Origin of the sequence: Streptomyces sp. NPDC059037 (assembly GCF_042740015.1) — a bacterium.
Taxonomy (GTDB): Bacteria; Actinomycetota; Actinomycetes; order Streptomycetales; family Streptomycetaceae; genus Streptomyces.
Genome location: NZ_JBHYIG010000031.1, coordinates 22,714 through 47,871 on the forward strand (window position 1 = coordinate 22,714; position 25,158 = coordinate 47,871).

The following is a 25,158-nucleotide window of genomic DNA, read 5'->3' on the forward strand; positions in this document are numbered from 1 at the left end:
GCACCCCCCCACCGCGCGGCGGGCGGCCGCCACGTCGCCCCCCCGTTTCTTGCGGTGTGTTCGCGGGGGGGGGCCCGCCGCCCCCGCCGCCCCCCCCCCCCCCCACCGGCCACCACCGAGGGTCAGATCCCTTCGGGCACGCGTGACGGGCGGCCCGAGCCGCGTGTCAGGCAGTAGCCGCCGACACCGGCGAGCGCCGCGAGCACGCCGCCGCCCGCGGTCCACAGCCAGCGCGACGACCACCAGGCGGACGACCAGCCGTCCTCCGGCTCACTGGACACCGCGGCCGTCTTCGTGCCGATCCCCGGCACCAGCGGCTTCGCAAGGGCGCCGTCCACCGCCTGCGCGCCGCCCCCGTCGTTCGACGTGACCTTCGTCGAGGCCTTCATCGGCAGCCCCAGGGCGTCCGCGTCCAGGTCGGTGACCGTCAGGCGTACGTAGTACGTGCCCTGCAGCGGGTCGTTGGCCCACGGTTCGGCCCAGCCCTTGACGGTGCGCAGGGTGCAGGACAGTTCGACCGTCTTCGCGTCCTGTGCCGCCGTCTTCGTCTGCGCGCCGTACCGGCACGCCTGGTGGCGCCGCAGCCCGTCGTACACGTCGACCTGCCAGGTGGACCCGGAGCTCCCCGACGCGGCCTCGGGCAGCTCCACCGTGGCGTGCACGGTGGGCCGTTGGCCGATGTCCGCGGGGAACGCCCAGTACAGGTAGTCGCCGGTGGACGCCTCCGCGGTGGCCTCCTGGTCCTGCTGGATCGCGGTCGCCGTACGGAAGGACGTACCGGCCTCCGTCGGTGCGGCGGGCTTCTCGTCGCCGTCGGAGGAATCGGCCACGGCGACCCCCGTCGCCCCTGCGAGGGCCAGCAGTGCGGCCGCGCCAAGGGCGGCCACCCGGCTCAACACACGTGTCGTACGCATCAGTTGGTCCTCCAGACCGCGAAGCGCCAGCGCGAGACCCAGCCCCATACCAGACCGGCGACGAAGCCGGTGAGGATCAGCGTGCCGAGCAGCCACCAGCCGTTGCCCAGGCCGAAGGACGCCACGTCCGACGCCTCGTCGGGCGCGTCCACCACGTCGATGTTCAGCTCGACCGGCAGGCCGGGTGTCGTCTTGACGGACGCGGGTGCCGAGAAGGAGTTGCTGACCCGCAGGCACACGGTCTCGGCGACGGGCTCACTGGCAGAGCCCTCGGAGTCATCGGAGTCCTGCTCCGGCTTCGGGTAGCGCAGGCCCGTCGAGATCACGTCCGTGCGTCCGTCACCCGCCTCCGCGCCCCGTACGATCTCGCGTCCGCTCTCGGTGGAGGCCCGGAGCAGTACGCCGTAGTCCTGATTGACCGCCCGGTCCGCCGCGACGCTGACGGAGGCGCGCAGTTCCTTCCCGGGCTCGACGTCCACGCGGTACCAGCGGTGCTCGCCGAACTTCTCGCGGTCGGTGTAGAGCCCGGCCTTCAGCTGCGGGGCGTCGGAGCACTGCGCCGAGCCCTTCGCGGCGACCGGCGTGGCGACGGGGTCGGCCGCGCGGTCCACCAACTGCTTGACGCGGCCGGAGAGTTCATCGGTGTGGCGTACGGATGTGTACGTTCCGCCGGTCGCCTCGGCGATGCAGCTCAGCTGGTCGCGGGTCTTGGCGTCCGGCACCAGGCCGAGCGTGTCGACGGTGAGGTGGATGCCCTCCGCGGCGATCTTGCGGGCCACCTCGCAGGGGTCGAGCGGCTGGCAGGTGTCCTCGCCGTCGGAGATGAGGACGATGCGGCGGCTGCGCTCGGTGTTGTCGTCCTTGAGGTCGTCGGCGGCCTTCAGGAGGGTCGGGCCGATCGGCGTCCAGCCGGTGGGCGCGAGTGTCGCCACGGCGGTCTTGGCGTCGGTGCGGCCCGCGCGGTCGAGCTCGGCGACGGGGTAGAGCAGCTCGGTGTCCTTGCAGCCCGTCTTGCGGTCGTCGCCGCGGTAGTTGGCGCCGAGCGTGCGTATGCCGAGCTGGACCTCGTCCGGCGTGGCGTCGAGCACCTCGTTGAAGGCCTGCTTCGCCGCCGCCATCCGGGACTTGCCGTCGATGTCGCGGGCCCGCATGGAACCGCTGACGTCGAGCACCAGCTCGACCTTGGGGGAGGGCTGGGCCGGTTCGTCGGCTTCGGCCGCGGCGGGGCCCGCCGTGCCGAGTCCGGCGGTCAAGGCGGCGAGCAGGGCGAAGGCCCCGGCCGCCAGCCGTTGTCTTGTGATCATCGCCGGATCTTATTGATCTTGGCGTGCATACCCAAACCGGCGGCTGGGTATCAGCGGTCGGTTTGGGTATCAGCGGTCGGCGACTGGGGGACCAGCGGTCGGCGCCTGGGGGCCAGAGGTCGGCGACTGGGGACCAGCCGTCACCGCTTCAGCTCGCGCCCCCCGAACGCGCCGCCGCCGTCCGCCTGCTTCCACCACGTCTCAAGAGCCGTCTGGTCCATGGACCGCCACGGCGGCGTCTCCTCCACAAGCGCGCGCCCGAGGCGGCGCCCCAGGTCGACCATCACGGCACCGGCGACGGTGCGGTCGGTGTCGTACGTGTCCAGGGCGTCCGCCCAGGTCGTCGCCGTGGCGAAGGCGGACTCCAGGACCGTCGCGTCCTGCAGCGCCTTCACCGCGCCCGCCCCGGTGTGCGGCCGGGCTACCGTCGCCGCGTCGCCCATGAGCAGCACCCGGCCCGTGGTGTAGCGGGGCGCCGTGAAGTCGTACATGGGCTGCAGGAAGAGCTCGTCGGGAGTGGTCGTACGGACGAGGTCGCCCCAGTAGGGCGGCAGCAACTCGTCGCACACGAACGTGAGATGGGAGGTGAGGGCCTCCGTGAGCCCGCCCGGCGGCAGGCTCGTGGGGGCGGTGAGCCGCAGATCGCGGCCGAGCCCGAGATCCAGGTCCGCGGGAGGCGCCGTGTAGAGCACCCAGTTGACGCGGTGGCCGCCCGTGCCGTCGGGGATGCGGTAGACGATGAGATGGCCGCCGGGGAAGACGACGTACGCGCACTCCTGCGCCGCCCACAGCTCCGGGTCCACGAGACGCTCTGCGGGGAAGGCACCCCGCCAGGCGAGATAGCCGGCATACGCGGGACGCACGTCGGCGAACGCCGCCGTACGGACCACCGAGCGGTAGCCGTCCGCGCCGATCACGAGGTCGAAGCGCGCGGTGCCCTCGGCGGTGCCGATCTCGGCGCCCTCGCTCCCCGGCCGCACCTCCTCCACCGGGACCCCGGACCGGAACTCGACGGACCCGGGAACCCTGCGGCGCAACTCCTCCCACAGCGGGCCCCAGTTGTACGTACGGAACGTGAACGGCATCACCCCGATCTCGTGGCCGAGCGGCCCGGCCGCGGATCCGTCCCGTACATACCAGCGCCGCCGCTCCAGCTGCACCCACGGCATGTCCGCGTCCAGATATCCGGCCGAATCCAGCTCCGCGTAACGGGAGTTGTGCACCGCGAGCCCGACGCCGCGGTCCGCCAGGTGCCCCGCGGCACGCTCGTACACCGTGATCTCATCGGCGCCACCGCGGTGCGCGGCGAGTGCGGCGGCGCATCCGGCGATGCTCCCACCCACGATGGCGACCTTGCCTCCACGCATCATCGCGCCATCCTGGCAGCAAGGGTGACCTTCTGTCAGTGAAGGGACACCCCGCGCCCGGCGAAGAATGGCTCGAACTCGGCCAGGGTGAGGTCCGCCGTCCGCGTGCCCGCGTCGATCCCCGAGGGGTTGTGCAGATGCAGGCCGCCGTCCGCGGAACGTCCCGTGACCAGCACCAGGTGGCCGCCGCGTCCGGGGGACTGCCGGTGCGGACGGCGGATCTCGTAGTGCACCGAGACCATGACCTGACGTCCCCGGTCGAGCAGCCCGGTGATCTCATCGACCGTGAGGTGCCGGTGGACCGTGGCGTTGACGCCGTGCACCTCACGGACGTACTCCGCGAAGGGCGCGTAGATCAGACCGCGGATCGTGCCGTCGTGATCCTCCGTGTACGCGCCGTACTTCAGCGCGCCGTCCCGCAGCTCGAAGAGCGTCGGTGCGGACGGGCCGAGCGCCATCCGCAGGCAGGTCAGACCGCACAGGTGGCCGCACCAGCGCGCGTAGTCGTCGAGCGTCGCGGCGCCCGACTCCGGCCAGGCGGGGTCGGCCGCGCGGTCGAATTCCCCGTACACGATGCGCTCGACGAGATCGGGCGACGCGAACTGGGTGTGGGACGGGACCTGGCAGGTGGGACAGAGCGACACGCGACCCCCGGTGTCTTGTGGCATCACTGGCGGTATCCGCTGAGGAAGCGGCCGATGCGGCTGATCGCCGCGTCGAGATCGTCAGCGTAAGGGAGGGTCAGGATGCGGAAGTGGTCGGGGCGCGGCCAGTTGAAGCCGGTGCCCTGGACGACCTGGATCTTCTCCTGGAGCAGCAGGTCGAGGACGAACTTCTCGTCGTCGTGAATGGCGTGGACCTTGGGGTCGAGGCGCGCGAAGGCGTACAGCGCGCCCTTGGGCTTCACGCACGAGACACCGGGGATCTCGTTCAGCTTCTGCCATACCATGTCGCGCTGCTCGTGCAGCCTGCCGCCCGGCGCGGTGAGCTCGCGGATGGACTGGCGGCCGCCGAGCGCGGCCTGGATGGCGTACTGGGCGGGGGCGTTGGGGCACAGGCGCATGGAGGCGAGCATGGTCAGCCCCTCCAGGTAGTTCTTCGCGTGCTGCTGCGGGCCCGTGACGACCAGCCAGCCGGACCGGAAACCCGCGACGCGATACGTCTTCGACAGACCGCAGAAGGTCAGGACGACCAGATCAGGGGCGAGGGCGGCGACGCTGTGGTGCACGGCGTCGTCGTACAGGATCTGGTCGTAGATCTCGTCGGCGAAGACCATCAGGCCGTGCCGGCGGGCGAGGTCGAGGATGCCTTCCAGGATCTCCTTCGGATACACGGCGCCCGTGGGGTTGTTCGGATTGATGATCACGACGGCCTTGGTCCGGTCGGTGATCTTCGACGCCATGTCGTCCAGGTCGGGATACCAGTCCGCGGACTCGTCGCACGTGTAGTGGACGGCCTTGCCTCCGGAGAGGGTCGTCACGGCGGTCCAGAGGGGGAAGTCCGGTGCGGGGATGAGGACTTCGTCGCCGTCCTCAAGGAGGGCCTGGACGGCCATGGTGACCAGTTCGGAGACGCCGTTGCCGAGAAAGACGTCGTCCACGGAGACCTCGTCCAGGCCAAGGGCCTGGTAGCGCTGGGCGACGGCGCGCCGGGCCGAGAGGATGCCGCGCGAGTCCGTGTAGCCGTGCGCCTGGGGGAGCATCCGGATCATGTCCTGGACGATCTCCTCGGGCGCCTCGAAGCCGAAGAGCGCCGGGTTGCCGGTGTTCAGGCGCAGGACGCTGTGGCCCGCCTCCTCCAGGGCGTTGGCGTGCTCGATGACCGGGCCCCGGATCTCGTAACAGACCTCGCTGAGCTTGCTGGACTGCCGGAACTCCATGCGCTGTGCCTCCCGTGACGTGAGTTACTTGGTTTTACCAAGCTTGAGCTTGGAAAGTCCAACAACTTGCATAGACTGCGTCGCATGCCACCTGCACCCAGGTCCCGCCGAAGCTATGACCAGTACTGCGCCGCCGCCCGCGCCCTCGACGTCGTGGGTGACCGCTGGACCCTGCTGATCGTCCGCGAACTCCTGGTCGGCCCGCGCCGCTACACCGATCTGCACGCCGATCTGCCGGGGGTCAGCACGGACGTCCTCGCGTCCCGGCTCAAGGACATGGAGCGCGAGGGCCTGGCGACTCGCCGCCGTCTTCCGCCGCCGGCTGCGGCGTACGTCTATGAACTGACCGATCGGGGAAGGGAGTTGCTCCCCGTCCTGCAAGCCCTCGGCACGTGGGGCGCGCCCGCGCTCCAGGAGCGCAGGCCGACGGACGCGGTCCGCGCGCACTGGTTCGCGCTGCCACTGCTGCGGTCCCTGGCGGGGCTCGGGGCGGAGGGTGTGGTGCAGGTCCGGCTTCCCGAGGGCGAGTTCCACGTACGCGTCGGGGGCGAGGGGGAGTCCTACGGCGACGGTCCCGCGCCCGAGAGCCCTGATGTACGCCTGACGCTGGACGCGGAGACCTGTGTGGCGGTGGGCCGGGGTGTGCTGACGGTGGGGGACGGGGTGCGGGCGGGCAGCATCGATCTCTCGGGCGAGGGAGTCCTGGCGAAGGCCCTGCGCGCGTCCTGACGCGCCGGACCCGGTTGTCCGCACCACCCGGGAGATGTTCAGGACCACCCGGGAGATATTCAGGGCGGCCGCGTGAATCTGTCCGATGTCTCGTCCCGTGGCTTGGGTCAGAGTGAATTCCGTGCCTCACAGGGGGTGGGGCACGGGAGGTGAACATGTCTTTGAGGACCGATCTCTACGCGGATATCACGGGATTCCTCCTGGCCAAGTGTGATGCCGACCCGGATGAACTCTCCGCGGAATCAGATCTGTACGACGACATCGGCATCGACTCGCTCGACCTCGTCGCCATGGCGCAGACCCTTCAGGGTGCGTACGGCATCTCGATGGACGACGAGCGCATCGGTTCGCTTCGCACCGTCGGCGACGTCCTGGACTTCGCCGTCTCCAAGTGCGAGACCAAAGCAGCCGCCTGAATCACGGGGAGAGTCCGCAATGCCTGCCTACATCACCGCCATGGGACGCTTTCTGCCCGGCGAACCGGTGCCCAACGAGGAGATCGAGGACTATATCGGCAGCGTGGGCCGCGCGAGTTCGGGGTTACGCGAGCAGACGTTGAGCAACTGCGGGATCAAGTCGCGGCATTACGCCATCGACAAGCAGCAAAAGACCCTGTTCTCCAACACCGACATGGCGGCCGCGGCCATCCGCCAGGCGGTGGACCGCTCGGACATCACGCTCGACGACATCGACCTCATCGCGGCGGCCACCGGCGTCCCGGATCTCATCGCGCCCGGCATCGCCAGCGGCATCCACGGCGAACTGGGCAGCCCGCCCTGCGAGATCGTCACCACCCACGGCATCTGCAGCGCCGGGATGATGGCGCTCAAGAACGCCTACCTCCAAGTGGTGGCCGGGGAGAAGAAGAACGCGGTCGCCTCCGCGTCCGAACTGGTATCGCGTTTCATGAAGAGCGACCGGTTCGCCGACGTCAGGCCGGTCTCGGACGACGGTGCCATCGCCATGGAGATGGCGTTCCTGCGCTACATGCTCTCGGACGGCGCCGGCGCCGCGGTGGTGCGGGACCGCCCGGCGGCCGACGGGGTGAGCCTGCGGATCGACTGGATCTCGCTCACCTCGTACGCCAACACCGAGCAGACCTGCATGTACATGGGCTCGGCCGACAACGCGGCGGAGCGGACCTGGTGGGACTACCCCTCCGTGGCCGAGGCCGCCGCCGACGGCGCGCTGGCGCTGCGCCAGAACCTGGGCCTGCTGCCGCATCTCGTGCGGCTCGGGGTCAAGGAGTACCAGCGGCTGCTCGACGAGGGCCGCTTCGACCCGGACGAGCTCGCCTGGTTCCCCGCGCATTACTCCAGCGAGCGCATGAAGTCCATGGTGCTCAAGGAGATCGAGAAGAAGAACGTCAGAGGCCCCGCCATCGAGAAGTGGTACAGCAATCTGACCCGGGTCGGGAACATGGGCTGCGCCAGCATCTACGTGATCCTGGAGGAGATGCTCGGCGAGGGCCTGGTGTCCCCCGGCGACAAGCTCCTGGTGATGGTCCCCGAGTCCGGCCGGTTCGCGGTGTCCTTCGCGCATCTGACGGCCGTCTCCGCCGGGGAGGCCTGAGGCCGTGGTTGCACAGCCCCGAGTGACGGTCTACTGGTACTCACAGACCGGTCAGCTCCTGGAATCCGTCTCCGCCGTCACCGACCCGCTGGAGAAGGCGGGTTGGGACGTACGCAAGGTCGAGATCAGGCCGCGGGAACCCTTTCCCTTCCCCTGGCCCGTACGCCGCTTCTTCGGTGTCTTCCCCGCTTCCGTCGACCCCGACGGGGCACCCGAGATCACCGCACGGCCGCCGGTGGCCGAGGCTGACGACGCCGACCTGGTCGTCTTCGCCTTCCCCGTCTGGTACTTGGCTCCGGCGCCGCCCATGCGGGCGCTCGTCGGCGCCGAGCCGAAGGCGTTCGACGGGCGTGCCGTCGTCGGCCTCGTGGCCTGCCGGAACATGTGGTACTCGGCCGCCATCGAGGTCCAGCGGCTGCTCCAGGCCGCGGGCGGCCGCTACTTGGGCACGATCGCCGCCGTGGACACCGCGTCCGCCGGGATCACCTTCGTCACCACGCTGCGCTGGCTGCTCGCCGGCAAGCGGGAGGCGTCCTGGGGGTTCCCGCGCGCCGGTGTCGGCACGGACGAGCTGGACCGGCTGGCGCTGCTCGGCGAGCGCATCGCCGAACTCGTCCCGGCGCAACCGGAGCTCGCTCCAGTGCAACCCGAACTCGCTCTAGCGCAACCCGAACTCGCCTCGCCACACCCCGAATTCGCTTCGGAGCAAGCCAAATCCGCTCCCCGCACCCCTTCCGAGGACGCCTTGGCCGACCGGGTCCGCGACGTTCTCGCCGCCCATGACGCGGCCCCCGTGCACCCTCCGCTGGCCGCGGCCGACCTCCTGGCCGGGAAGGTCTTCCGGGTCTGGGGCCGGATCATCCGCGCCGCAGGGCGGCGTGGCGAGGCCCAACGCGCCGCGCTCACCGGGGTGTTCGTGGTCTGGCTGCTCGGCGCCATCCTGGCCGGGCTGCCCGCGGTCGTCGTCGCCCGCGTCCTGTTCAAGGCCGGCTTCGACGCCGCGGTGGCCCGGCGCCTCGCGCCGGTCGTCGCCGGTCTCGCGGAGGTGCGCCGATGACCGCAACCGAATCCCGTCCGCCGGAGGCCACCGAGCTGGTGGAGGCCGACGTCGTGGTGGTCGGCGCCGGGCCCACCGGCCTCGCAGCGGCCCACTTCCTCGCCGGACACGGCGTCCGCACGGTCGTCCTGGAAGAGCGCCCCGCACCATCCGGTCACCCACGCGCCACGGTGATCAACTCGCGCACCATGGAGCTGCTCAGGCACCTGGGCGTCGACACCGAGGTGCGCCGTGCCGGCGTACCCCTGGAGAACACGGCCCGCATCACCTGGTGCACCCAGCTCGCCGGCACCGAACTCGCCGCCCTCGACGTCATCGATTCGGCGGACGCCCTGATGCAGCGGGCGGTCAACAGCCCGGTCCTGCCCGTGATCTGCTCGCAGAACCGGGTGGAGGCGCTGCTCGTCGACCGGCTCCCCGAGAACGCACGGGTGATCCGCGGCGTCAGGGCCGAGGAGCTGACCCGCACTCCGTCCGGCGTCAGGGTGACGGCATCGGGCGAGCGCCCCACCGTCGTCGAGGCCCGCTACGCCGTCCTGGCCGAGGGGCTGCACGGCCCGCTGCGCGAGACGGTGGGCCTGCGGCGGACCGCGGCCACGCCGCTCGGCAGGCTCCTCGACATCCACTTCAGCGCCGACCTCTCGCCCTGGACGGCCGGCCGGGAGAGCGCCCTGTACTGGGTGCTCAACGACACCGTGCGGGGCGTCCTCATCACCGTGGACCCCAAGCGCGGCGAATGGCTCCTGGAGATCCCCGCCCTCACCCCCGACGAGGAACACACCTACTTCGAGCAGGAAGTCGACCACCACAAGCTGATCGAGGCCGCCATCGGCGAGTCGGGCGAAGCGATCGGAGAGCTGCGCATCCACTCCGTACGGAACTGGGTGATGGGCTCCACCGGGCTGGCCTCCTGGCGCAGCGCCGACGGCCGGGTGCTCGCCGCGGGGGACGCCGCCCACACCTTCCCGCCCACCGGGGGCTTCGGCATGAACACCGGCATCCAGGACGCCCACAACCTCGCCTGGAAGCTGGCCGCGGTACTGCGCGGCGGTGCCCCCGGCGCGCTGCTCGACTCGTACGAGCGTGAGCGGCGCCCGGTCGCGGAGTTCAACGCCCGGCACAGCGAGAGCAATGCCCTCCAGAAGCGGGCACTGCTCCAGTCCGACGCCGACCGGGCGGAGTTCGCCCGGACCATCGAACAGCACCGGCCACACTTCGACTTCGAGGGGCAGGCGCTCGGCTTCACCTACGCACCGGGCCCCGGCGAGCCGGTGGTCCAGGACATAGTGAGCTATCTGCCGACCGCCAAGGCCGGCCACCGGGCCCCGCACGCCTGGCTCGACCGGGCCGGCGAGCGGATCTCCACGACCGACCTGGCCCGCACCGGCTTCGCCCTGCTCACCGGGGCGGCGGGAGCCGTCTGGCAGCAAGTGGCGCGGGAGACACCGACCGTCGTGGGCCTGCCCCTGACGGCATCCGTGATCACCGCGGACGGGCCCCAACTGCGCGATGTCAGCGGAGCCTTCGCCGACAGCTACGCCCTGCAGGGGCCGGAAGCGGTTCTCGTACGGCCCGACGGGCATGTCCACGCCCGGCTGCCCGGCGTCGCACCGCGGCAGGAACTCCGGGAGGCCGTCGACCGAATAGTCAGCAGCGGGCCGGTGCCCGCACGAGCGGAAGAGCCCTCATGACGGCCGAACCCACCTCTGCGTCCCTGTCCTCCCCGTTCTCCCCGGAGCGAGTCGCCGCACTGCGCTCCGGCGCACTCTCCGAAGTCCGCGCCGCCCTCGACGGGCTGCCGCGCGAGGACCTGGCGGCCTGGCTGGCCACACCCGAGGGCGAGGCCGTGCTGCGCTCGGCCTTCGGGCGGATGCCCGAGCGCTACACCGGAGGCCCCATGGACGGTCCGCAGACCGCCCGTTGGGAGGTCGCGAGGCCGCCGGCCGGCACCGTCGCGTACGACCTCGTACTCACCGAGGACACCTGCGACGTGCGCGAGCCGGGAAGCTCGGGCACCGCCACGGTCACCCTCGCCCTCGACGCGGTCAGCTTCGTCGAGATGGCCTCCGCAACGACCCAGGGCATGGATCTGCTGCTCAAGGGCCGGCTGCACATCCAGGGCGATGTCCAGCTCGCGATACGGATGGAGTCCCTCTTCGGGCTCGCCGAGCCGGGTGAGCCCGCATGAGCACCGCCCCCGGGCGCCGCCGGGTGGTGGTGACGGGCATCGGCATGGTCACCCCGCTAGGTGTCGGCACCGAGAAGGTCTGGACGCGGCTGCTCGCCGGAACCTCCGGCGTGGGACCGATCCAGAGCTTCGACGCCGACCGGCTTCCGGTGCGGATCGCCGCCGAGGTGACGGACTTCGACCCGACCGACTGGCTGACCCCCAAGGAGGCCAGACGACTCGACAGGTTCTGCCACTTCGCCATCGCCGCGGCCGAACTCGCCGTGGAACGCGCCGGCCTCGACGGCATCGACCGGGACGGCGCCGCCACCGTGATCGGCAGCGCCATCGGCGGCGCCGACACCATGCGGGCGGGGGTGCTGAAAGACGTGGCGGCGCCCCGGATGGTCTCCCCGTTCTTCGTGCCGAGCTCCATCATCAACATGGGCGCGGGCACGGTCGCCCAGCGCTTCGGCTTCCGCGGCCCCGGCGCCGCACCGGTCACCGCCTGCGCCTCATCGGCCGACGCGATCGGGCAGGCCTACCGCCTGGTCCGCGACGGCTACGCAGGGGCCGCGCTGGCGGGCGGCTCCGAGGCCTGCATCGCCTCACCGCTCATCGCGGGCTTCGCCAACCTGCGCGCGCTGTCCCGCCGCAACGACGAACCCCGCCGGGCCTCCCGCCCGTTCACCGCGGACCGGGACGGTTTCGTCATGGGGGAGGGCGCCACCATGCTGCTCCTGGAGACCGCGGAGTCGGCCGATGCGCGGGGCGCTCACGTCTACGCCGAGATCTGCGGCTACGGCCAGACCAGCGACGCGTACCACGTCACCGCCCCCGATCCCTCCGGGGAGAGTGCCGCCCGCGCCATGCTCGCCGCGCTGCGCGAGGCCGACCTCAAGCCCGGCGAGATCGACCACGTCAACGCCCATGGCACCTCGACCCCGTTCTCCGACGCCGCCGAGACGAAGGCGGTCAAGTCCGCCTTCGGCACCCACAGCGGGAACCTGGCCGTCAGCTCCACCAAGTCGATGACCGGCCATCTGCTTGGCGCGGCCGGCGCGACCGAGACGGCGTTCTGCGCCCTGTCCATCGACCGCGGGGTCATCCCGCCCACCATCAACCAGGACGCGGCCGACCCCGAGTGCGACCTCGACTACGTACCGAACACCGCCCGTCCGTACGAGGTCCAGGCGGCCCTCTCCAACTCCTTCGCCTTCGGCGGGCAGAACGTCGCGCTCGCCCTCCAACGCTTCGTCAGGGAGTGACACCACGATGACCCAGCTCTCCACCGCCCCCGTGGCCACCGACGCCCCCGGTCCCACCGGCCGGCTGCGCGCCCTGCTCGCGATATCCGGCAATCCGATGGACTACTTCACCGGGCTGCGCGACCAGTACGGCCCCGTCGTGCACATCCCGGTCGGCTTTCGTGACTTCTACCTGATCAGCGACCCGGAGGAGATCCACGAGGTCCTGGTCACGTCGCACCGCAACTTCTCGAAGGCCACCATGAGCGCCGGACGCGGCAAGTGGGCCGCCCCGCTCTCGGTGGTCTTCGGCAACGGACTGACCACCAGCGACGGCGAGTTCCACCGCAAGCAGCGCAGGCTGATACAGCCGATGTTCCATCACGAGCGCATCGCCGGCTACGGCCGTGCCTTCGCCGAGATCTCGGACGACATCCAGTCCGGCTGGAAGGACGGTGACCGGCTCGACATGTCGGTCGAGATGACCGAGCTGACCCTCGCCGTCGTGGCCCGCACGCTCTTCGACGTCTCGCTCGACAGCGATGTGGCCCGCACCATCCGCACCGCCATGCCGCGCCACGAGGGTCCGCTGCGCTGGGACTCGCTGCCCTTCGCCCGCTATCTGTCGATGCTGCCGCTGGCCGGCAACAAGCGCTTCTTCGAGGGCCGGGAAAGGCTCGAAGCCATCGTTTACCAGCTCATGGCGGAGCGCAGGCAGGGCGACGGCCAGGGAGCCGACCTGCTCTCCCTGCTGCTCGCGGCGCGTGACGCCGACACCGGGGAGCCGATGGACGACCGCCAGGTGCACGACGAGGCGATCACCCTCCTCATGGCCGGCCACGAGACCACGGCCAACGCCCTCGCCTGGTCCTACCACCTGCTCGGCAACCACCCCGAGGCACGGGAGCGGATGCACGAGGAGATCGACGAGGTGCTCGGCGACCGGCTGCCCACGATCGAGGACGTGCCCCGCCTCGCCTGGACCGACGCGGTTCTCACCGAGGCGATGCGCCTCTACCCGCCGATCATGGGCATGGCCCGCCGTCCCCTGGCCGACTTCGAGCTCCGTGGCCACCGCATCCCCAAGGACAGCTTCGTCGCGATCCTCCCGTGGGTCACCCACCGCGATCCCGAGTTGTGGCCGCAGCCGGAGCTCTTCGCCCCGCAGCGCTGGCTCAAGACCCCGCGGCCCGCCGACGCGGCGGACGCGCTCACCGGTCACGCGGTGGCGCCCGGACGCCCGCGCCTCGCCTATCTCCCCTTCGGCGCAGGTCCGCGGCAGTGCATCGGCAACACCTTCTCGCAGACGGAGGGCGTCATGGCGCTGGCCACCGTGGGGCGGCACTGGGAGTTCGAGCCCGTTCCCGGGTTCCAGGTCAACCCGCTGGCAAGGATCACCATCCGGCCGGAGCACGGTCTGCCGGTGACCGCCAGGCGCCGCCGCGGAGCCTGACTATGCTTCTCCTCAGTTGAGCACGGAGGAACTTGGGGAGCGGGACCTTTGGAAGCGCTGAGGCAGGTCGTTGCAACCCGCTACATCGAGCCCCTGCGGACCGGGGGCTCCGTGCCCGGCGTCGTCGAGGCCGACGACCTGGGCACGTACGTCGTGAAGTTCACCGGTTCCGCGCAGGGCCGCAAGGCGCTCGTCGCCGAGATCATCGTCGGCGAGCTGGCCCGCCGCCTGGGCCTGCGCTTCCCCGAGCTCGTCCTCGTCCACTTCGACCCGGCGGTCGCCGCGGACGAGCCGCACCAGGAGGTGCGGGACCTGCTGGACGCGAGCGCCGGGCTCAACCTGGGCATGGACCTGCTGCCGGGCGCCAAGGACTTCACGCCCGACGCGCTGGACGTGGACCCGCTGGAGGCCGGCAAGGTGGTGTGGCTCGACGCGCTCACCGCGAACGTCGACCGCACGGTGCACAGCTCGAACCTGATGATCTGGCCCACGTTCGGCATCCATGAGCCCCTGCTGTGGTTGATCGACCACGGGGCGGCGCTGGTGTTCCATCACCGCTGGGGCGCGTCCGCGCCGGACAAGGTGTACGACTTCCGGCATCACGCGCTCGGGGGGTACGGCCCCGATACGGTCGCCGCCGACGCGGTGCTCGCGCCGCTGGTCACGGAGGCGATGCTGCGGGAGGTCGTCGCGCTGGTGCCGCAGCCGTGGCTCGCCGATGAGCCGGGGTTCGCGTCTCCGGAGGAGGTGCGGGAGGCGTACGTCGGCTTTCTGCTGGCCCGCGCGAGGTGCTCCGCGGTGTGGCTGCCGAGGGATTTCCCCAGCCGCGAGGAACTGGTGGCCGCCGATGCGCGGCGCGCCGCCGACACCGAGAAGGGCCGCCCGGGGTGGCTGAAGCGGGTTCCTGACCTGCATGGGAAGCCTGCTGCGGAGCGGGACTGGTCGCGGCACGTCGGTTAGCTGCGGGCCGTTTGTGGCTGGGCGCGCCCACGCGGCGGAGCCGCACGATGTCACAGCCCCGCGCCCCTTCGGGGCACGTCAAAGCCCCCGGCGCTGTGCGGTGCCGGGGGCCTCGTCATGAACGTACGCCGGAGCGTCAGCTCAGCTGCTCGTACGCGGGCAGTGTGAGGAAGTCCGCGTAGTCCGCGTCCAGGGAGACCTGGAGGAGGAGGTCGTGGGCCTGCTGCCACTTGCCGGCCGCGAAGGCCTCGTCGCCGATCTCGGTGCGGATCGCGTCCAGTTCGGCGGCGGCGACCTCGCGGGCCAGCTCGGCCGTGGCGGTCTGGCCCGTCTCGAAGACGACGCCCGCGTTGATCCACTGCCAGATCTGCGAGCGGGAGATCTCGGCGGTGGCCGCGTCCTCCATCAGGTTGAAGATGGCGACGGCGCCGAGGCCGCGCAGCCAGGCCTCGATGTAACGGATGCCGACCTGGACGGCGTTGACCAGGCCGTCGTACGTGGGCTTCGCGTCGAGGGAGTCGATGGCGATCAGGTCGCCGGGGGCGACGCTGACGTCCTCGCGCAGGCGGTCCTTCTGGTTGGGCTTCTCGCCGAGCACTGCGTCGAACGAGGCCATCGCGATCGGGACCAGGTCCGGGTGCGCGACCCAGGAGCCGTCGAAGCCGTCGCCCGCCTCGCGGTCCTTGTCGTTCTTGACCTTCTCGAAGGCGACCTTGTTGACCTCCGCGTCCTTGCGGGACGGGATGAACGCGGCCATGCCGCCGATCGCGTGCGCGCCGCGCTTGTGGCAGGTGCGGACGAGGAGTTCGGTGTACGCCCGCATGAACGGGGCGGTCATCGTGACCAGGTTGCGGTCCGGCAGGACGAACTTCGAGCCACCGTCACGGAAGTTCTTGACGATGGAGAAGAGGTAGTCCCAGCGGCCCGCGTTCAGGCCCGACGCGTGGTCGCGCAGCTCGTAGAGGATCTCCTCCATCTGGTACGCGGCCGTGATCGTCTCGATGAGGACCGTGGCGCGGACGGTGCCCTGCGGGATGCCGACGTAGTCCTGGGCGAAGACGAAGATGTCGTTCCAGAGGCGGGCCTCCAGGTACGACTCCGTCTTCGGGAGGTAGAAGTACGGGCCCTTGCCGAGCTCGATGAGGCGCTTGGCGTTGTGGAAGAAGTAGAGCCCGAAGTCGACGAGCGCGCCGGGGACCGGGGTGCCCTCGAACTGCAGATGGCGCTCGTCCAGGTGCCAGCCGCGGGGCCGCATGACGACGGTGGCGAGCTCGGACGCGTCCTTCAGGGCGTACGACTTGCCGCTGCGCTCGTCGGTGAAGTCGATGCGGCGGGCGTAGGCGTCGGAGAGGTTGACCTGACCGAGGACCACGTTCTCCCAGGTGGGAGCCGATGCGTCCTCGAAGTCGGCGAGCCAGACCTTGGCGCCCGAGTTCAGGGCGTTGATGGTCATCTTGCGGTCGGTCGGTCCGGTGATCTCGACACGGCGGTCGTTCAGGGCGGCCGGAGCGGGGGCCACCTTCCAGGAGTCGTCCGCGCGGATCGGCGCGGTCTCCGGCAGGAAGTCGAGCGTGGAGGTGCGGGCGATCTCGGCGCGGCGCTCGGAGCGGCGGGTGAGGAGCTCGTCACGGCGGGGCGTGAAGAGCCTGTGCAGCTCGGCCACAAAGGCGAGGGCCGCGTCGGTGAGGACCTCCTCCTGCCGCGGCAGAGGCTCCGCGTCGACGATGGCCAGCGGGGACTGCGCTGGTGCGGACATGAGCTGTCACTTCCTTCAGCGAGCTTCACGCGCGGGAGCCGTGGCTGCCGCCGGGCATCTCTCAGTGACACTCAGTGCCACAGGAGCCGAGATACGGCCGCGGGCCCCACGTGAGGGAACGGGTGCTTCTGAACAGTGGATACTAGTTTCCTCATGGTGGAAGTTCAATCGTTTGTTGATGTCGAGATTCTCCTCATCAACAGAACGTGTCGCTGAGTGCCATGCCGGTCACTCCAGGTGGACCAGGTCAGCAGGGGTGTCGATGTCGTACGCCCTGGCCACGTCCCCGCACTCGACGAGCACGACATCCCCGGCGTGTTCCTTCAGATAAGCGCGCGCCCCGCGGTCGCCGACCGCGCTCGACTCGATGCCCGCCCAGTGGTCGGCGCCGAAGAGCACCGGGTGGCCGCGCTCCCCGTCGTAGGCGGCGGCCACGAGGGTCGCCGGCGAGCGGTAGGCGGCGTGCACGCGGGCGATCGCCGCGGGGCCGATGCCCGGCTGGTCGACGAGCGAGACGAGGGCGGCGCTCGCGCCGGTGCCGCGCAGTGAGCGCAGGCCCGCCCGCAGTGAGGAACCCATGCCTTCCGCCCAGTCCGGGTTGTCGACCAGGACACAGCCGGGGAGTGAGGCCTTCTCGCGTACGACATCGGCGTCGGCGCCCAGCACCACGTGTACGCGCGTGCAGCCGCCCTCGCGCAGGACGCGGACCGCGTGCTCCACGAGGGGGCGGCCCTGGTGGTCGAGGAGGGCCTTCGGGCGGCCGCCGAGACGGCGACCGCCGCCGGCGGCGAGGAGGAGCCCGGTGATGTTCATGTTCTGCGGGTCGGTGTTCTGCGGATCGGTCATGGCTCCTGCATACCGCACCGCGGGCCGGGTCTTCCGGCCGCGAAGTGGCGCGTCCCGCTTCGTGTGGCGTTTACTGGCCCGCGTCCCCCTGGTGTCTGACCAGCGCCTGTGCGGGGGCGGCACGAACTGCACGAGAACACGCGCACGACGGCGTGCGAGGGGGAGAGCTGTGTTGCAGAGCATGGGGCAGAGGCGAGTGACCGGCAGTGACGAGGATCCGCGAGTGGCGGAGCTGCGTACCGCGGTGGCGCGGCTGCGCCGCGAACTCGCCGCGCATCCGGCCGAGTTTCCCGACCGGGGTATCGCCGAGGACGAGTTGGCGGCGTTGGCCGCGATGGCGGTGAGCGGTGCGCCGGAGGCGCCTCGGTTGCGGCGGTCGCTTTTGCTGGTGGCGGCTGCGATCGGCTCGGTGAGCGCGCTGGCTGCGGGGCTTGCCGCGGTCCGCGGCGCGGTGGACCTCTTCGGGGAGCAGGGCCGGGGGCGGCTCTAAATCCCCGCCGCTCCGCGGCGGGGTCTCCCACCCGCCCACCCGATTACCCTGCAGTCGCCCGCCCGCCCCCCCCGTTGTGGGCAGGCGTTCCGCAGGGCGAGTGGGGTCTCCCCTGCTCGAGCGAAGCCGAGAGCTTGGGGAAGGGTGGGCACAACGGGCAGCTGCCGGGTGCCGATGGAGAGGCGGCGAGGGATACCGAGAGCTCAGGCCACCCAGTGGCGAGGCGCTCCCGCCGCGGAGGGGGCAACGAGATCGCCCCCGCCCAGCGCCGCAGCCAGCCTCAGCACAGCCTCCTCACCCAGCGCCGCAGGCAACGCGTACGGAATCCGCAGCCGGTGCTCATGCGTGCCGGGGTCGGCCCCGAAGCGAGCCCCGCCCTCGATCCGCACCCCGTGGTCCAGCGCCGCCTCGGCCAGCGCCGAGGAGATCGGACGCCCCAGGTCCACCCACAGGGAAAGCCCGCCCGGCGGCAACTTCCAGCGCCACTCGGGAAGATGACGGGACAGCGCCGCGGCCAGCGCGTCCCGCTGCGCCCGCAGCCGCGGCAACCGCTCCCGCAGCACCTCGTCCATGCCCGCGATCAGCTCCACCGCGACCAGCTGGTCGATCACCGGGGTCGCCATGTCGGACGGCACCCGCGCCATCGCGAGCTCCGTGATCAGCCGTGACCCCGCGCGCACCCAGCCGATCCGCAGCCCGCCCCAGTGCGTCTTGCTCAACGAGCCGACGGTGACGACCTGTTCACCCACGCCGTGCGGCGCGAGCGAGGCGAACGGCGCGGGCGGCGGGCCGTCGAGCGCGATGTCGGCGATCGTCTCGTCGATCAGGAGCCAGCTGCCGGTGGCGCGGGCCGACTCCAGGATGCGCAGCCGCTGCTCACGCGGCATCAGACTGCCGGTGGGATTCTGGAAGTCGGGCACCAAGTACGCGATACGGGGCGCGGCCTGACGGAGCGTCGACTCCACGAGGCCGGTGTCCCAGCCGGTGTCGGTGACCGGCACGGGCGTGGCGCGGAGCCCCGCGCGGCGGATCGCGTCCAGGGCGTTGGGGTACGAGGGGTTCTCGACCAGGACGCGGTCGCCCGGCCTGCCGAGCAGGGCGAGCGTGAGGGACAGCGCATGCTGAGCGCCGGTGGTGATCAGGATCTGGTCGGGGATCGTCGGAAGCCCGCGCCGCGTGAACCGCTCGGCCACGGCTTCCCTCAACTCCGGGAGACCGTAAGGGTGGTAGCCCGGGGTCGACGCGTGCCGGGGCAGCGCGGCACCGGCCGCGGCAAGGGCCTCGCCCAGCTCCGCCTCGGGCGCGCCGGGCGCCGCCACCGCCAGGTCGAGCATGCCGTCCCCCACGGGGAACGCGGCCACGCCCGCGGGACGCCGCCCGTCGGGCAGCTCGGTCCAGGTGCCCGCGCCGCGCCTGCTGCGGGCGAAGCCGCCCTCGCGCAGCAGGTCGTACGCCGCGGTGACGGTGGCCCTGCTGACACCCAGGGCCGTGGCGAGCTCGCGCTCGGCGGGCAGGCGGGTGCGCAGGGGGATGCGGCCGTCCAGGAGGAGGGTGCGGACGCCGTGGGCGAGCGCACGGTAGCCGGGGCGTGCCCCGGCCGTGCCGGTCACGAGCGCGGACAGCCGCCCGCTGCCCAGGCGCCGGTCCGCATCGTGGATCCCTCGTACGTCTGCCATGCCACCTCCCGCTGATTGGCCCTGCTGGCCAGGCCAATCAGCGTACAGAATCGGGATCGGTACGCCGCATTGGCCTGGTGCGGCGGCTGAACGGGGAGGTGTGCGGCATGGGAGCGCGGGTTGTGGTCGGGGTGAGCGGATCGCTGGCGAGCCTCGCGGCGCTGCGAGCGGCGGCGGGGGAGGCGCGGCGCGCGGGGCGGGTGCTTGTGGCGGTGATCGCGTGGGAGCCGCCGGAGGGGGAGGGACTGTATGCCCGTCGCCCGGACCGGGCGTGGGCCCGCCACTGGGAGGCCGAGGCGCGGGCGACGCTGGACCGGGCCTTCGAGGAGGCGTTCGGCGGGGCGCCGCAGGGAGTGTCCGTCGAACGCCGGGTGGTGCGCGACCGGCCCGGCCGCGCGCTGTGCGGCCTGGTGGAGCGCGGCGACGATCTGCTCGTCCTGGGCACGAGACGCCGCTGGAGCAGAACGGGCCGCCACGTGCACGCGCACGCGGGCTGCCCGGTGATGACGGTCCCGGGCCCGTCGGTACCGAAGCGCGCGCGGCGCACCGTGCGAAAGGCCCGCGCGGCGGATTTCTCCGCGCCGGCTCCCCTCCCCGACGTATCCGGAACATCCGCGCGCCGCGGAGCCCGGACGCTCCGCCCCCTGGCCCCACGCCGCGACGGCCTCGACCACCGATCGGGCTGAGACCGGGGGCCATCGGGCAGGGGGTCGGTGGCCGGATTCCTGAGCGGGACAGCGGCGGTGGCCGGGCTGGCGGGCGCCCGTCGCCGTGATCGGGTCCGGGTCTGTCGCTAGGGCGATCGTGTCCGTTGGGGCCATCGGGCAGGGGGTCGGTGGTCGGATTCCTGAGCGGGACAGCGGCGGTGGCTGGGCTGGCGGGCGTCTGCCGCCGTGATCGGGTCCGGGTCTGTCGCTAGGGCGATCGTGTCCGTTGGGGCCATCGGGCAGGGGGTCGGTGGTCGGATTCCTGAGTGGGACAGTGGCGGTGGCTGGGCTGGCGGGCGTCTGTCGCCGTGATTGGGTCCGGGTCTGTCGCTAGGGCGATCGTGTCCGTTGGGGCCATGGGGCAGGGGGTCGGTGGTCGGATTCCTGAGTGGGACAGTGGCGGTGGCCGGGCTGTGGGCCGCCCGTTGCCCCGGCCGGGTCCCGGACTGTCGCCGCGGCGACCGTGCCCACGACGGCTGTCGGCCACAGGGTCGGTGCCCGGATCCCGTAGGCGGACACGAACAGCGTCCGGCTACGGGCGGCCCGCCGCTCTGATCAGGCCCCGGCCCGTCGCCACGGCGACCGCCGCCGTGCGGGAGTCGACGTTCAACTTCGCGTAGATGTGCACCAGATGCGATTTCACCGTCGCCTGGCTGAGGAACAGCTGCTTGCTGATCTGGTGGTTGGAGAGGCCGTCGCGGACCAGTCGCAGGACCTCCAGTTCGCGGAGGCTCAGGGCCTCGCCCGGAGCCCGCATGCGGTCCATCAGGCGGTGCGCGATGGCGGGGGCCAGCGCCGACTGGCCCGCCGCGGCCGTGCGGACCGCGGCGGCGAGCTCCTCCGGTGGCGCGTCCTTGAGGAGGTAGCCCGCGGCGCCCGCCTCGACCGCCGCGAGGATGTCCGCGTCCGTGTCGTACGTGGTGAGGACCAGGACGCGGGGCGCGCCCGGCACCGCCGTGATCGCCGCGGTGGCCTGCGAGCCGTGCATGCCGGCGCCGAACTGCAGGTCCATCAGGACGACGTCGTACTCGCCGGTGGCGGCCAAGGAGACGGCCTGCTCGGCCGTCGGCGCCTCCGCCACGACGGCGAAGTCCGGTTCCGTGTCGAGGACCGCGCGCAGCCCGGCGCGGACCACGGGGTGGTCGTCGGCGAGCAGCAGTCTGATGGGAGCGGTCACCGTGAGACCTCCGTCGGAGCGGGTGACGCCGGTGCCGGGAGGGGAAGCGTCACCGCCACCGCCGTGCCCTGGCCCGGGGCCGATTCCACGCTCAGCGTGCCGCCGAGCGACCGTGCCCGGGACCGCATCGCGGGCAGTCCGAATCCGCCGTCGCCGCGCGGCGCGGACGCCGGGTCGAAGCCCCGTCCGTCGTCCACCACGTCCAGGGAAACCGACGTGTCCATGAAGCTGAGGGTGATCTCGGCGCGGTCCGCCTCCGCGTGCCGGACGGTGTTCGCGATGGCGGACTGGGCGGTGCGCAGGAGGGCCACCTCGTAGGGGGTGGGGAGTTCGGTGGGCGTGCCGCTGACCGTGAACTGGACCTTGGTGCCGTGCGACGACGTCGAGAGCCGCTCCAGGGCCGCGGCCAGCGAGCCGTGCTCCAGGTCCGGCGGGCTCAGCGCGCGCACGAAACGGCGTGCCTCCGCGAGGTTGTCCTGCGCGGCGGTGCGGGCCTGCTCGATGTGCGGGGCGGCGGGGGAGCCCGCGGGCAGCACGCGCCCCGCGGCGCGCAGCAGGAGCTGGATGGAGGACAGGCCCTGGGCGAGGGTGTCGTGGATCTCGCGGGCCAGGCGCTCACGCTCGGCGAGGGTGCCCGCGGTGCGCTCCGCGGCGGCGAGTTCGGCCCGCGTCGCCATCAGCTCGTCGATCAGCTCGCGGCGGCGCTCGCTCTCCCGGTACAGCGCCTGGTACCCGAGGACGGTGGCGACCGCGACGGCGGCGCCGAGCGGCGGCCCGATGAAGATGCCCGGCGAGACGGGAGAGGCGGGCGAGCTGTGCAGCAGATAGCCGGCGATGGCGGCCGCGGCGGTCAGCGCGACGGCGGGCAAGGCCCAGCGGACCGGCAGGAGATGGAGCTGCAGGAAGTAGAGCGGGAACGCGGCCCACAGCCCGTCCGGGGACAGGGCGAGCAGCACCACCCAGCACACGCCGAGCGCCGCGAGCCACACCGCGGCCGCACGCCGTGAGCGCGCCACGGCCGGGCTGAGCGTGCCCGCCGCGTACACGGCGCCCATCGCGAGGACGGCCCCCACGACGGCACCGGCGCGCGGCGCCCCGTCGGCGACGGCCCGCACCGCGGGCAGCGCGAGCAGCCCGGCCAGCAGCGCGTGCAGACAGAGCCGCAGGACGAGCGCGACGGGCGTGCGCTGAACGGCGTTCATGGTCACCTCCCGCGGGGCGCGGTGGTCGGGAGGCCGATGGCCTGGAGCTGGGAGCCCGGAGCCGGGCAGGGCAGAGCCCCGTCCAGCGTAGGCGGACGCCCGTCCTTTCCCGTCAACCGAAAGTTGGAAAGCGGGCTCCCTCCTTCGATTCGGGTGAAGCGTGCTGTGGCGCGATGCCAGGGGCGGCCCCGCGGCCGCAGGGTTGAGGCATGTTCGTCGCATGGAGAGACCTGCGGTTCGCCAAGGGGCGGTTCGCCCTGATGGGAGCCGTCGTCGTGCTCATCACTCTGCTCGTGGGGCTGCTTTCCGGGCTCACCGCCGGGCTCGCCAAGGAGAACACCTCCGCCATCACCGGCCTCCCCGCCGACCGGCTCGCCTTCGCCGCGCCACCGGGCGGTCAGTCGGTCTCCTTCACCCAGTCACAGGTGGAGCAGCGCGCCTGGGAGACCTGGGCGGCCCGGCCCGGCGTACGGTCCGCCGAGCCGATCGGCATCAGCACGCTCAACGCCACCGCCGGTGACCGCTCGGCCGCCGTGTCCGCGTTCGGTGTCGAGCCCGACTCCGGGATCGCGCCGGACGGCCTCGCACCCGGGCAGGTCGTGCTCTCCCACAAGGCGGCGGCCGACCTCGGCGTCGGCCCCGGCGACGACGTACGCATCGGCGCGGTGAAGGAGCGCGTCGCGCGGGTCGCGTCGGACGCCTCGTACAGCCATACGCCCGTCGTGTGGACCTCGCTCGACGACTGGCAGGCGCTCGGCCACCGGGGTACGTCGATGGACGAGCAGGCCACGGTCATCGCGCTGCGCACCGGCGGCGGTGCCGACATCGCCGCCGGGGACAAGGCGGCGGGCACGGAGAGCAGGACCCTCGACGGTGCGCTCACCGCGATCGGCTCCTACCAGGCGGAGAACGGTTCACTGCAGCTGATGCGCGGCTTCCTCTTCGTCATCTCCGCGCTGGTGACAGGGGCGTTCTTCACCGTGTGGACCATCCAGCGCGCCGGCGACATCGCGGTCCTGAAGGCACTCGGTGCGTCCACGCCCGCTCTGCTGCGGGACGCGCTCGGGCAGGCGGTGCTGATGCTCGCCGTCGGGACGGCACTGGGTACGGGGATCGCCGCGGCCGTCGGTTCCGTGATCAGCGGCGGTGACGTCCCCTTCGTACTCGATCCGCCGACCGTCCTGTGGCCCGCCGCCGTACTGATCGTCCTCGGGGCGCTCGGCGCGGGCCTGTCCGTCCGGCGGATCACCGCCGTCGATCCGCTGACCGCGCTGGGGAGTGCCCGATGAGTCCGACCGGTCTGACCCTCGAAGACATCACGCTGACGTATCCGGACGGGGAGGGGCGTCTCACCGCCCTCGACGGCGTCGGCATCGAGGTCCCCGCGGGAACGCTGACGGCGGTCGTCGGGCCCTCGGGCTCCGGGAAGTCCAGCCTGCTCGCGGTGGCGGCGACGCTGGTGACGCCCGACCGGGGCCGGGTCGTCGTCGACGGTACGGAGACGGGCGCGCTGTCCCGCGCCGAGCGGGCGGAGCTGCGGCGCCTGCGCATGGGCGTCGTCTTCCAGCAGCCGAACCTGCTTGCGTCGCTGACGGCGCTTGAGCAGCTGCAGCTGATGACGCACCTGGGCGGGCGCGGGCGCCGCCGGAGGGCCGAAGTGCGGGAGCGGGCCCGGGAGTTGCTGTCGGCGGTGGGGCTTGCCGACCTCGCGCACCGCCGGCCGCCTCAGCTGTCCGGCGGTCACCGGGCGCGGGTCGGCATCGCGGGGGGGGGGGGGGAGAAGCCCGCGCGGGGGGGGCGGCGGTTGTCAGTCGAGCTCGGTCGAGCGCCGGGGGGCGACTCAGGCCTCGGCGGCCTCTTCGCCCTCGCCCTCGGCACCCTCGGCCGGGGCCTCCTCGGCCTGCGCGGCCAGGACCTGCAGGACGACGGTCTCACCGTCGACGTTCAGGATGGTGCCGGCGGGCAGCGGGATGTCCTTGGCGAGGATGGTCGCACCGGCCTCGAGACCGGCGATGGAGACGGTGACCGACTCCGGGATGTGCGTGGCCTCGGCCTCGACGGGCAGCGCGTTCAGCACGTGCTCGAGCAGGTTGCCGCCCGGGGCCAGCTCGCCCTCGGTGTGCACGTAGATGTCGACGTTGACCTTCTCGCCCTGACGGACGAGCAGCAGGTCGACGTGCTCGAGGAAGCCCTTGATGGCGTCGCGCTGGACGGCCTTCGGGATCGCGAGCTGGGTCTTGCCGTCGATGTCCAGGGAGAGCAGGACGTTCGCCTGACGCAGCGCGAGGTGCAGCTCGTGGCCCGGAAGGGTGACGTGGACCGGGTCGGTGCCGTGGCCGTAGACGACGGCCGGAACCTTGGACTCACGGCGGATGCGGCGGGCGGCGCCCTTGCCGAACTCGGTGCGGGTCTCGGCGGCGAGCTTGATCTCAGCCATGGTGCACTCCTCGTATCTCAGGTGTGTCGAAATGGGGGTCGGTTACCCGGCCATACGACTACTGGCCTGCTACGAAGAGCGCGTCGATAACGGACAGCCACACACAAAAGTGGGGGGGGGGGCCCCCGCCCCCCCCCCCACAGGGAAACCCCCCGCGGGGGCCGCCCCCCCCCAAGACAGAAAAAGAGATAGACGAGCGAGAGAAGAGAAGTATGACC

The 25,158-nt window shown here is 71.9% G+C and carries 23 protein-coding genes and 1 pseudogene; 13 read left to right on the top strand and 11 right to left on the bottom strand.

Going from position 1 to position 25,158, the window contains the following annotated elements:
• Positions 1-122 precede the first annotated feature (122 nt).
• The 5 genes from ACFWY6_RS09710 to ACFWY6_RS09730 form a co-directional block, all read right to left on the bottom strand.
• Positions 123-914, bottom strand: coding sequence for a hypothetical protein (locus ACFWY6_RS09710; RefSeq protein WP_384687670.1), 792 nt, complete (start codon positions 912-914; stop codon positions 123-125).
• Positions 914-2,218, bottom strand: coding sequence for a VWA domain-containing protein (locus ACFWY6_RS09715; RefSeq protein ID WP_384687671.1), 1,305 nt, complete (start codon positions 2,216-2,218; stop codon positions 914-916). The genes ACFWY6_RS09710 and ACFWY6_RS09715 overlap by 1 nt, the downstream gene beginning before the upstream one ends.
• A 140-nt stretch (positions 2,219-2,358) precedes the next feature.
• A complete protein-coding gene (locus ACFWY6_RS09720) occupies positions 2,359-3,585 on the bottom strand; it encodes an FAD-dependent monooxygenase (protein WP_384687691.1) in 1,227 nt (408 codons plus the stop codon).
• A gap of 35 nt (positions 3,586-3,620) precedes the next feature.
• A complete protein-coding gene (locus ACFWY6_RS09725; protein WP_384687672.1) occupies positions 3,621-4,229 on the bottom strand; it encodes a peptidase in 609 nt (202 codons plus the stop codon).
• 23 nt (positions 4,230-4,252) lie between these two features.
• Positions 4,253-5,464: a pyridoxal phosphate-dependent aminotransferase gene (locus tag ACFWY6_RS09730; RefSeq protein ID WP_384687673.1), complete on the bottom strand. Its 1,212-nt coding sequence runs from the start codon at positions 5,462-5,464 to the stop codon at positions 4,253-4,255.
• An 84-nt stretch (positions 5,465-5,548) separates the two neighbouring features.
• Here ACFWY6_RS09730 and ACFWY6_RS09735 point away from each other — a divergent pair, with 84 nt between their 5' ends.
• The 9 genes from ACFWY6_RS09735 to ACFWY6_RS09775 all read left to right on the top strand — a co-directional run bounded on the left by ACFWY6_RS09735 (position 5,549) and on the right by ACFWY6_RS09775 (position 14,649).
• Positions 5,549-6,193 carry a winged helix-turn-helix transcriptional regulator gene (locus ACFWY6_RS09735; protein ID WP_384687674.1) on the top strand — a complete coding sequence of 215 codons (645 nt, stop codon included), beginning with the start codon at positions 5,549-5,551 and terminating at the stop codon, positions 6,191-6,193.
• A gap of 155 nt (positions 6,194-6,348) precedes the next feature.
• Positions 6,349-6,609 (top strand): acyl carrier protein, encoded by a 261-nt coding sequence (locus ACFWY6_RS09740; protein WP_360764726.1) that lies wholly within the window; start codon positions 6,349-6,351, stop codon positions 6,607-6,609.
• Between the two features lie 19 nt (positions 6,610-6,628).
• Complete coding sequence (locus tag ACFWY6_RS09745) at positions 6,629-7,765, top strand: 3-oxoacyl-[acyl-carrier-protein] synthase III C-terminal domain-containing protein (protein WP_384687675.1); 1,137 nt, start codon at positions 6,629-6,631, stop codon at positions 7,763-7,765.
• 4 nt (positions 7,766-7,769) lie between these two features.
• Positions 7,770-8,822 (top strand): hypothetical protein, encoded by a 1,053-nt coding sequence (locus ACFWY6_RS09750; protein ID WP_384687676.1) that lies wholly within the window; start codon positions 7,770-7,772, stop codon positions 8,820-8,822.
• Positions 8,819-10,513: an FAD-dependent oxidoreductase gene (locus ACFWY6_RS09755; RefSeq protein WP_384687677.1), complete on the top strand. Its 1,695-nt coding sequence runs from the start codon at positions 8,819-8,821 to the stop codon at positions 10,511-10,513. The genes ACFWY6_RS09750 and ACFWY6_RS09755 overlap by 4 nt, the downstream gene beginning before the upstream one ends.
• Complete coding sequence (locus ACFWY6_RS09760) at positions 10,510-11,010, top strand: SCP2 sterol-binding domain-containing protein (RefSeq protein WP_384687678.1); 501 nt, start codon at positions 10,510-10,512, stop codon at positions 11,008-11,010. The genes ACFWY6_RS09755 and ACFWY6_RS09760 overlap by 4 nt, the downstream gene beginning before the upstream one ends.
• Positions 11,007-12,257, top strand: a complete 1,251-nt coding sequence (gene fabF, locus ACFWY6_RS09765; RefSeq protein WP_384687679.1) for a beta-ketoacyl-ACP synthase II — start codon at positions 11,007-11,009, stop codon at positions 12,255-12,257. The genes ACFWY6_RS09760 and fabF overlap by 4 nt, the downstream gene beginning before the upstream one ends.
• A 7-nt stretch (positions 12,258-12,264) precedes the next feature.
• Positions 12,265-13,689 carry a cytochrome P450 gene (locus tag ACFWY6_RS09770; RefSeq protein WP_384687680.1) on the top strand — a complete coding sequence of 475 codons (1,425 nt, stop codon included), beginning with the start codon at positions 12,265-12,267 and terminating at the stop codon, positions 13,687-13,689.
• A gap of 57 nt (positions 13,690-13,746) precedes the next feature.
• Positions 13,747-14,649, top strand: a complete 903-nt coding sequence (locus tag ACFWY6_RS09775; RefSeq protein ID WP_384687692.1) for a HipA family kinase — start codon at positions 13,747-13,749, stop codon at positions 14,647-14,649.
• 136 nt (positions 14,650-14,785) lie between these two features.
• On the opposite strand, the gene aceB is transcribed toward ACFWY6_RS09775, so the two are convergent.
• Entirely contained in the window at positions 14,786-16,405 is a 1,620-nt protein-coding gene (aceB, locus tag ACFWY6_RS09780) for a malate synthase A (RefSeq protein ID WP_384687681.1), read from the bottom strand.
• Between the two features lie 228 nt (positions 16,406-16,633).
• The gene (locus tag ACFWY6_RS09785) at positions 16,634-17,251 is read right to left on the bottom strand and encodes an NTP transferase domain-containing protein (protein WP_384687682.1); all 618 of its coding nucleotides are present in this window, start codon (positions 17,249-17,251) and stop codon (positions 16,634-16,636) included.
• Between the two features lie 181 nt (positions 17,252-17,432).
• Here ACFWY6_RS09785 and ACFWY6_RS09790 point away from each other — a divergent pair, with 181 nt between their 5' ends.
• Positions 17,433-17,741 (top strand): DUF5955 family protein, encoded by a 309-nt coding sequence (locus tag ACFWY6_RS09790; protein WP_384687683.1) that lies wholly within the window; start codon positions 17,433-17,435, stop codon positions 17,739-17,741.
• Positions 17,742-17,944: 203 nt separating this feature from the next.
• Here the strand turns inward: ACFWY6_RS09790 and ACFWY6_RS09795 are convergent, their stop codons facing one another.
• Positions 17,945-19,417: a PLP-dependent aminotransferase family protein gene (locus tag ACFWY6_RS09795; RefSeq protein ID WP_384687684.1), complete on the bottom strand. Its 1,473-nt coding sequence runs from the start codon at positions 19,415-19,417 to the stop codon at positions 17,945-17,947.
• 107 nt (positions 19,418-19,524) lie between these two features.
• On the opposite strand from ACFWY6_RS09795, the gene ACFWY6_RS09800 reads away from it, so the two are divergent.
• The gene (locus ACFWY6_RS09800; protein WP_384687685.1) at positions 19,525-20,103 is read left to right on the top strand and encodes a universal stress protein; all 579 of its coding nucleotides are present in this window, start codon (positions 19,525-19,527) and stop codon (positions 20,101-20,103) included.
• Positions 20,104-20,656: 553 nt separating this feature from the next.
• Here ACFWY6_RS09800 and ACFWY6_RS09805 read toward each other — a convergent pair.
• Together ACFWY6_RS09805 and ACFWY6_RS09810 are read right to left on the bottom strand one after the other, a co-directional pair.
• A complete protein-coding gene (locus tag ACFWY6_RS09805) occupies positions 20,657-21,301 on the bottom strand; it encodes a response regulator (RefSeq protein ID WP_384687686.1) in 645 nt (214 codons plus the stop codon).
• The gene (locus ACFWY6_RS09810; protein WP_384687687.1) at positions 21,298-22,503 is read right to left on the bottom strand and encodes a sensor histidine kinase; all 1,206 of its coding nucleotides are present in this window, start codon (positions 22,501-22,503) and stop codon (positions 21,298-21,300) included. The genes ACFWY6_RS09805 and ACFWY6_RS09810 overlap by 4 nt, the downstream gene beginning before the upstream one ends.
• Positions 22,504-22,712: 209 nt before the next feature.
• On the opposite strand from ACFWY6_RS09810, the gene ACFWY6_RS09815 reads away from it, so the two are divergent.
• Positions 22,713-23,792 (top strand): ABC transporter permease, encoded by a 1,080-nt coding sequence (locus ACFWY6_RS09815; protein ID WP_384687688.1) that lies wholly within the window; start codon positions 22,713-22,715, stop codon positions 23,790-23,792.
• Positions 23,789-24,292 (top strand): annotated as a pseudogene (locus ACFWY6_RS09820) (ABC transporter ATP-binding protein); the annotation flags it as partial. The gene ACFWY6_RS09815 and the pseudogene ACFWY6_RS09820, both read left to right, overlap by 4 nt.
• Before the next feature lie 51 nt (positions 24,293-24,343).
• Here the strand turns inward: ACFWY6_RS09820 and ACFWY6_RS09825 are convergent.
• On the bottom strand, positions 24,344-24,940 hold the full coding sequence (locus ACFWY6_RS09825) for a 50S ribosomal protein L25/general stress protein Ctc (protein WP_384687689.1): 597 nt from the start codon (positions 24,938-24,940) through the stop codon (positions 24,344-24,346).
• Between the last annotated feature and the right edge of the window lie 218 nt (positions 24,941-25,158).

Excerpts from the sequence above, each read along its gene's own strand:
- ACFWY6_RS09770 (WP_384687680.1), top strand. The coding sequence starts at position 12,265 with ATGACCCAGCTCTCCACCGCCCCCGTGGCCACCGACGCCCCCGGTCCC.
- ACFWY6_RS09760 (WP_384687678.1), top strand. The coding sequence starts at position 10,510 with ATGACGGCCGAACCCACCTCTGCGTCCCTGTCCTCCCCGTTCTCCCCG.
- ACFWY6_RS09800 (WP_384687685.1), top strand. The coding sequence starts at position 19,525 with ATGGGAGCGCGGGTTGTGGTCGGGGTGAGCGGATCGCTGGCGAGCCTC.
- ACFWY6_RS09815 (WP_384687688.1), top strand. The coding sequence starts at position 22,713 with ATGTTCGTCGCATGGAGAGACCTGCGGTTCGCCAAGGGGCGGTTCGCC.
- ACFWY6_RS09810 (WP_384687687.1), bottom strand. The coding sequence starts at position 22,503 with ATGAACGCCGTTCAGCGCACGCCCGTCGCGCTCGTCCTGCGGCTCTGT.
- ACFWY6_RS09735 (WP_384687674.1), top strand. The coding sequence starts at position 5,549 with ATGCCACCTGCACCCAGGTCCCGCCGAAGCTATGACCAGTACTGCGCC.
- ACFWY6_RS09745 (WP_384687675.1), top strand. The coding sequence starts at position 6,629 with ATGCCTGCCTACATCACCGCCATGGGACGCTTTCTGCCCGGCGAACCG.
- ACFWY6_RS09740 (WP_360764726.1), top strand. The coding sequence starts at position 6,349 with ATGTCTTTGAGGACCGATCTCTACGCGGATATCACGGGATTCCTCCTG.
- ACFWY6_RS09790 (WP_384687683.1), top strand. The coding sequence starts at position 17,433 with ATGGGGCAGAGGCGAGTGACCGGCAGTGACGAGGATCCGCGAGTGGCG.
- ACFWY6_RS09755 (WP_384687677.1), top strand. The coding sequence starts at position 8,819 with ATGACCGCAACCGAATCCCGTCCGCCGGAGGCCACCGAGCTGGTGGAG.
- ACFWY6_RS09715 (WP_384687671.1), bottom strand. The coding sequence starts at position 2,218 with ATGATCACAAGACAACGGCTGGCGGCCGGGGCCTTCGCCCTGCTCGCC.
- ACFWY6_RS09710 (WP_384687670.1), bottom strand. The coding sequence starts at position 914 with ATGCGTACGACACGTGTGTTGAGCCGGGTGGCCGCCCTTGGCGCGGCC.
- ACFWY6_RS09795 (WP_384687684.1), bottom strand. The coding sequence starts at position 19,417 with ATGGCAGACGTACGAGGGATCCACGATGCGGACCGGCGCCTGGGCAGC.
- ACFWY6_RS09730 (WP_384687673.1), bottom strand. The coding sequence starts at position 5,464 with ATGGAGTTCCGGCAGTCCAGCAAGCTCAGCGAGGTCTGTTACGAGATC.
- aceB (WP_384687681.1), bottom strand. The coding sequence starts at position 16,405 with ATGTCCGCACCAGCGCAGTCCCCGCTGGCCATCGTCGACGCGGAGCCT.
- ACFWY6_RS09785 (WP_384687682.1), bottom strand. The coding sequence starts at position 17,251 with ATGACCGATCCGCAGAACACCGACCCGCAGAACATGAACATCACCGGG.
- ACFWY6_RS09825 (WP_384687689.1), bottom strand. The coding sequence starts at position 24,940 with ATGGCTGAGATCAAGCTCGCCGCCGAGACCCGCACCGAGTTCGGCAAG.
- fabF (WP_384687679.1), top strand. The coding sequence starts at position 11,007 with ATGAGCACCGCCCCCGGGCGCCGCCGGGTGGTGGTGACGGGCATCGGC.
- ACFWY6_RS09720 (WP_384687691.1), bottom strand. The coding sequence starts at position 3,585 with ATGCGTGGAGGCAAGGTCGCCATCGTGGGTGGGAGCATCGCCGGATGC.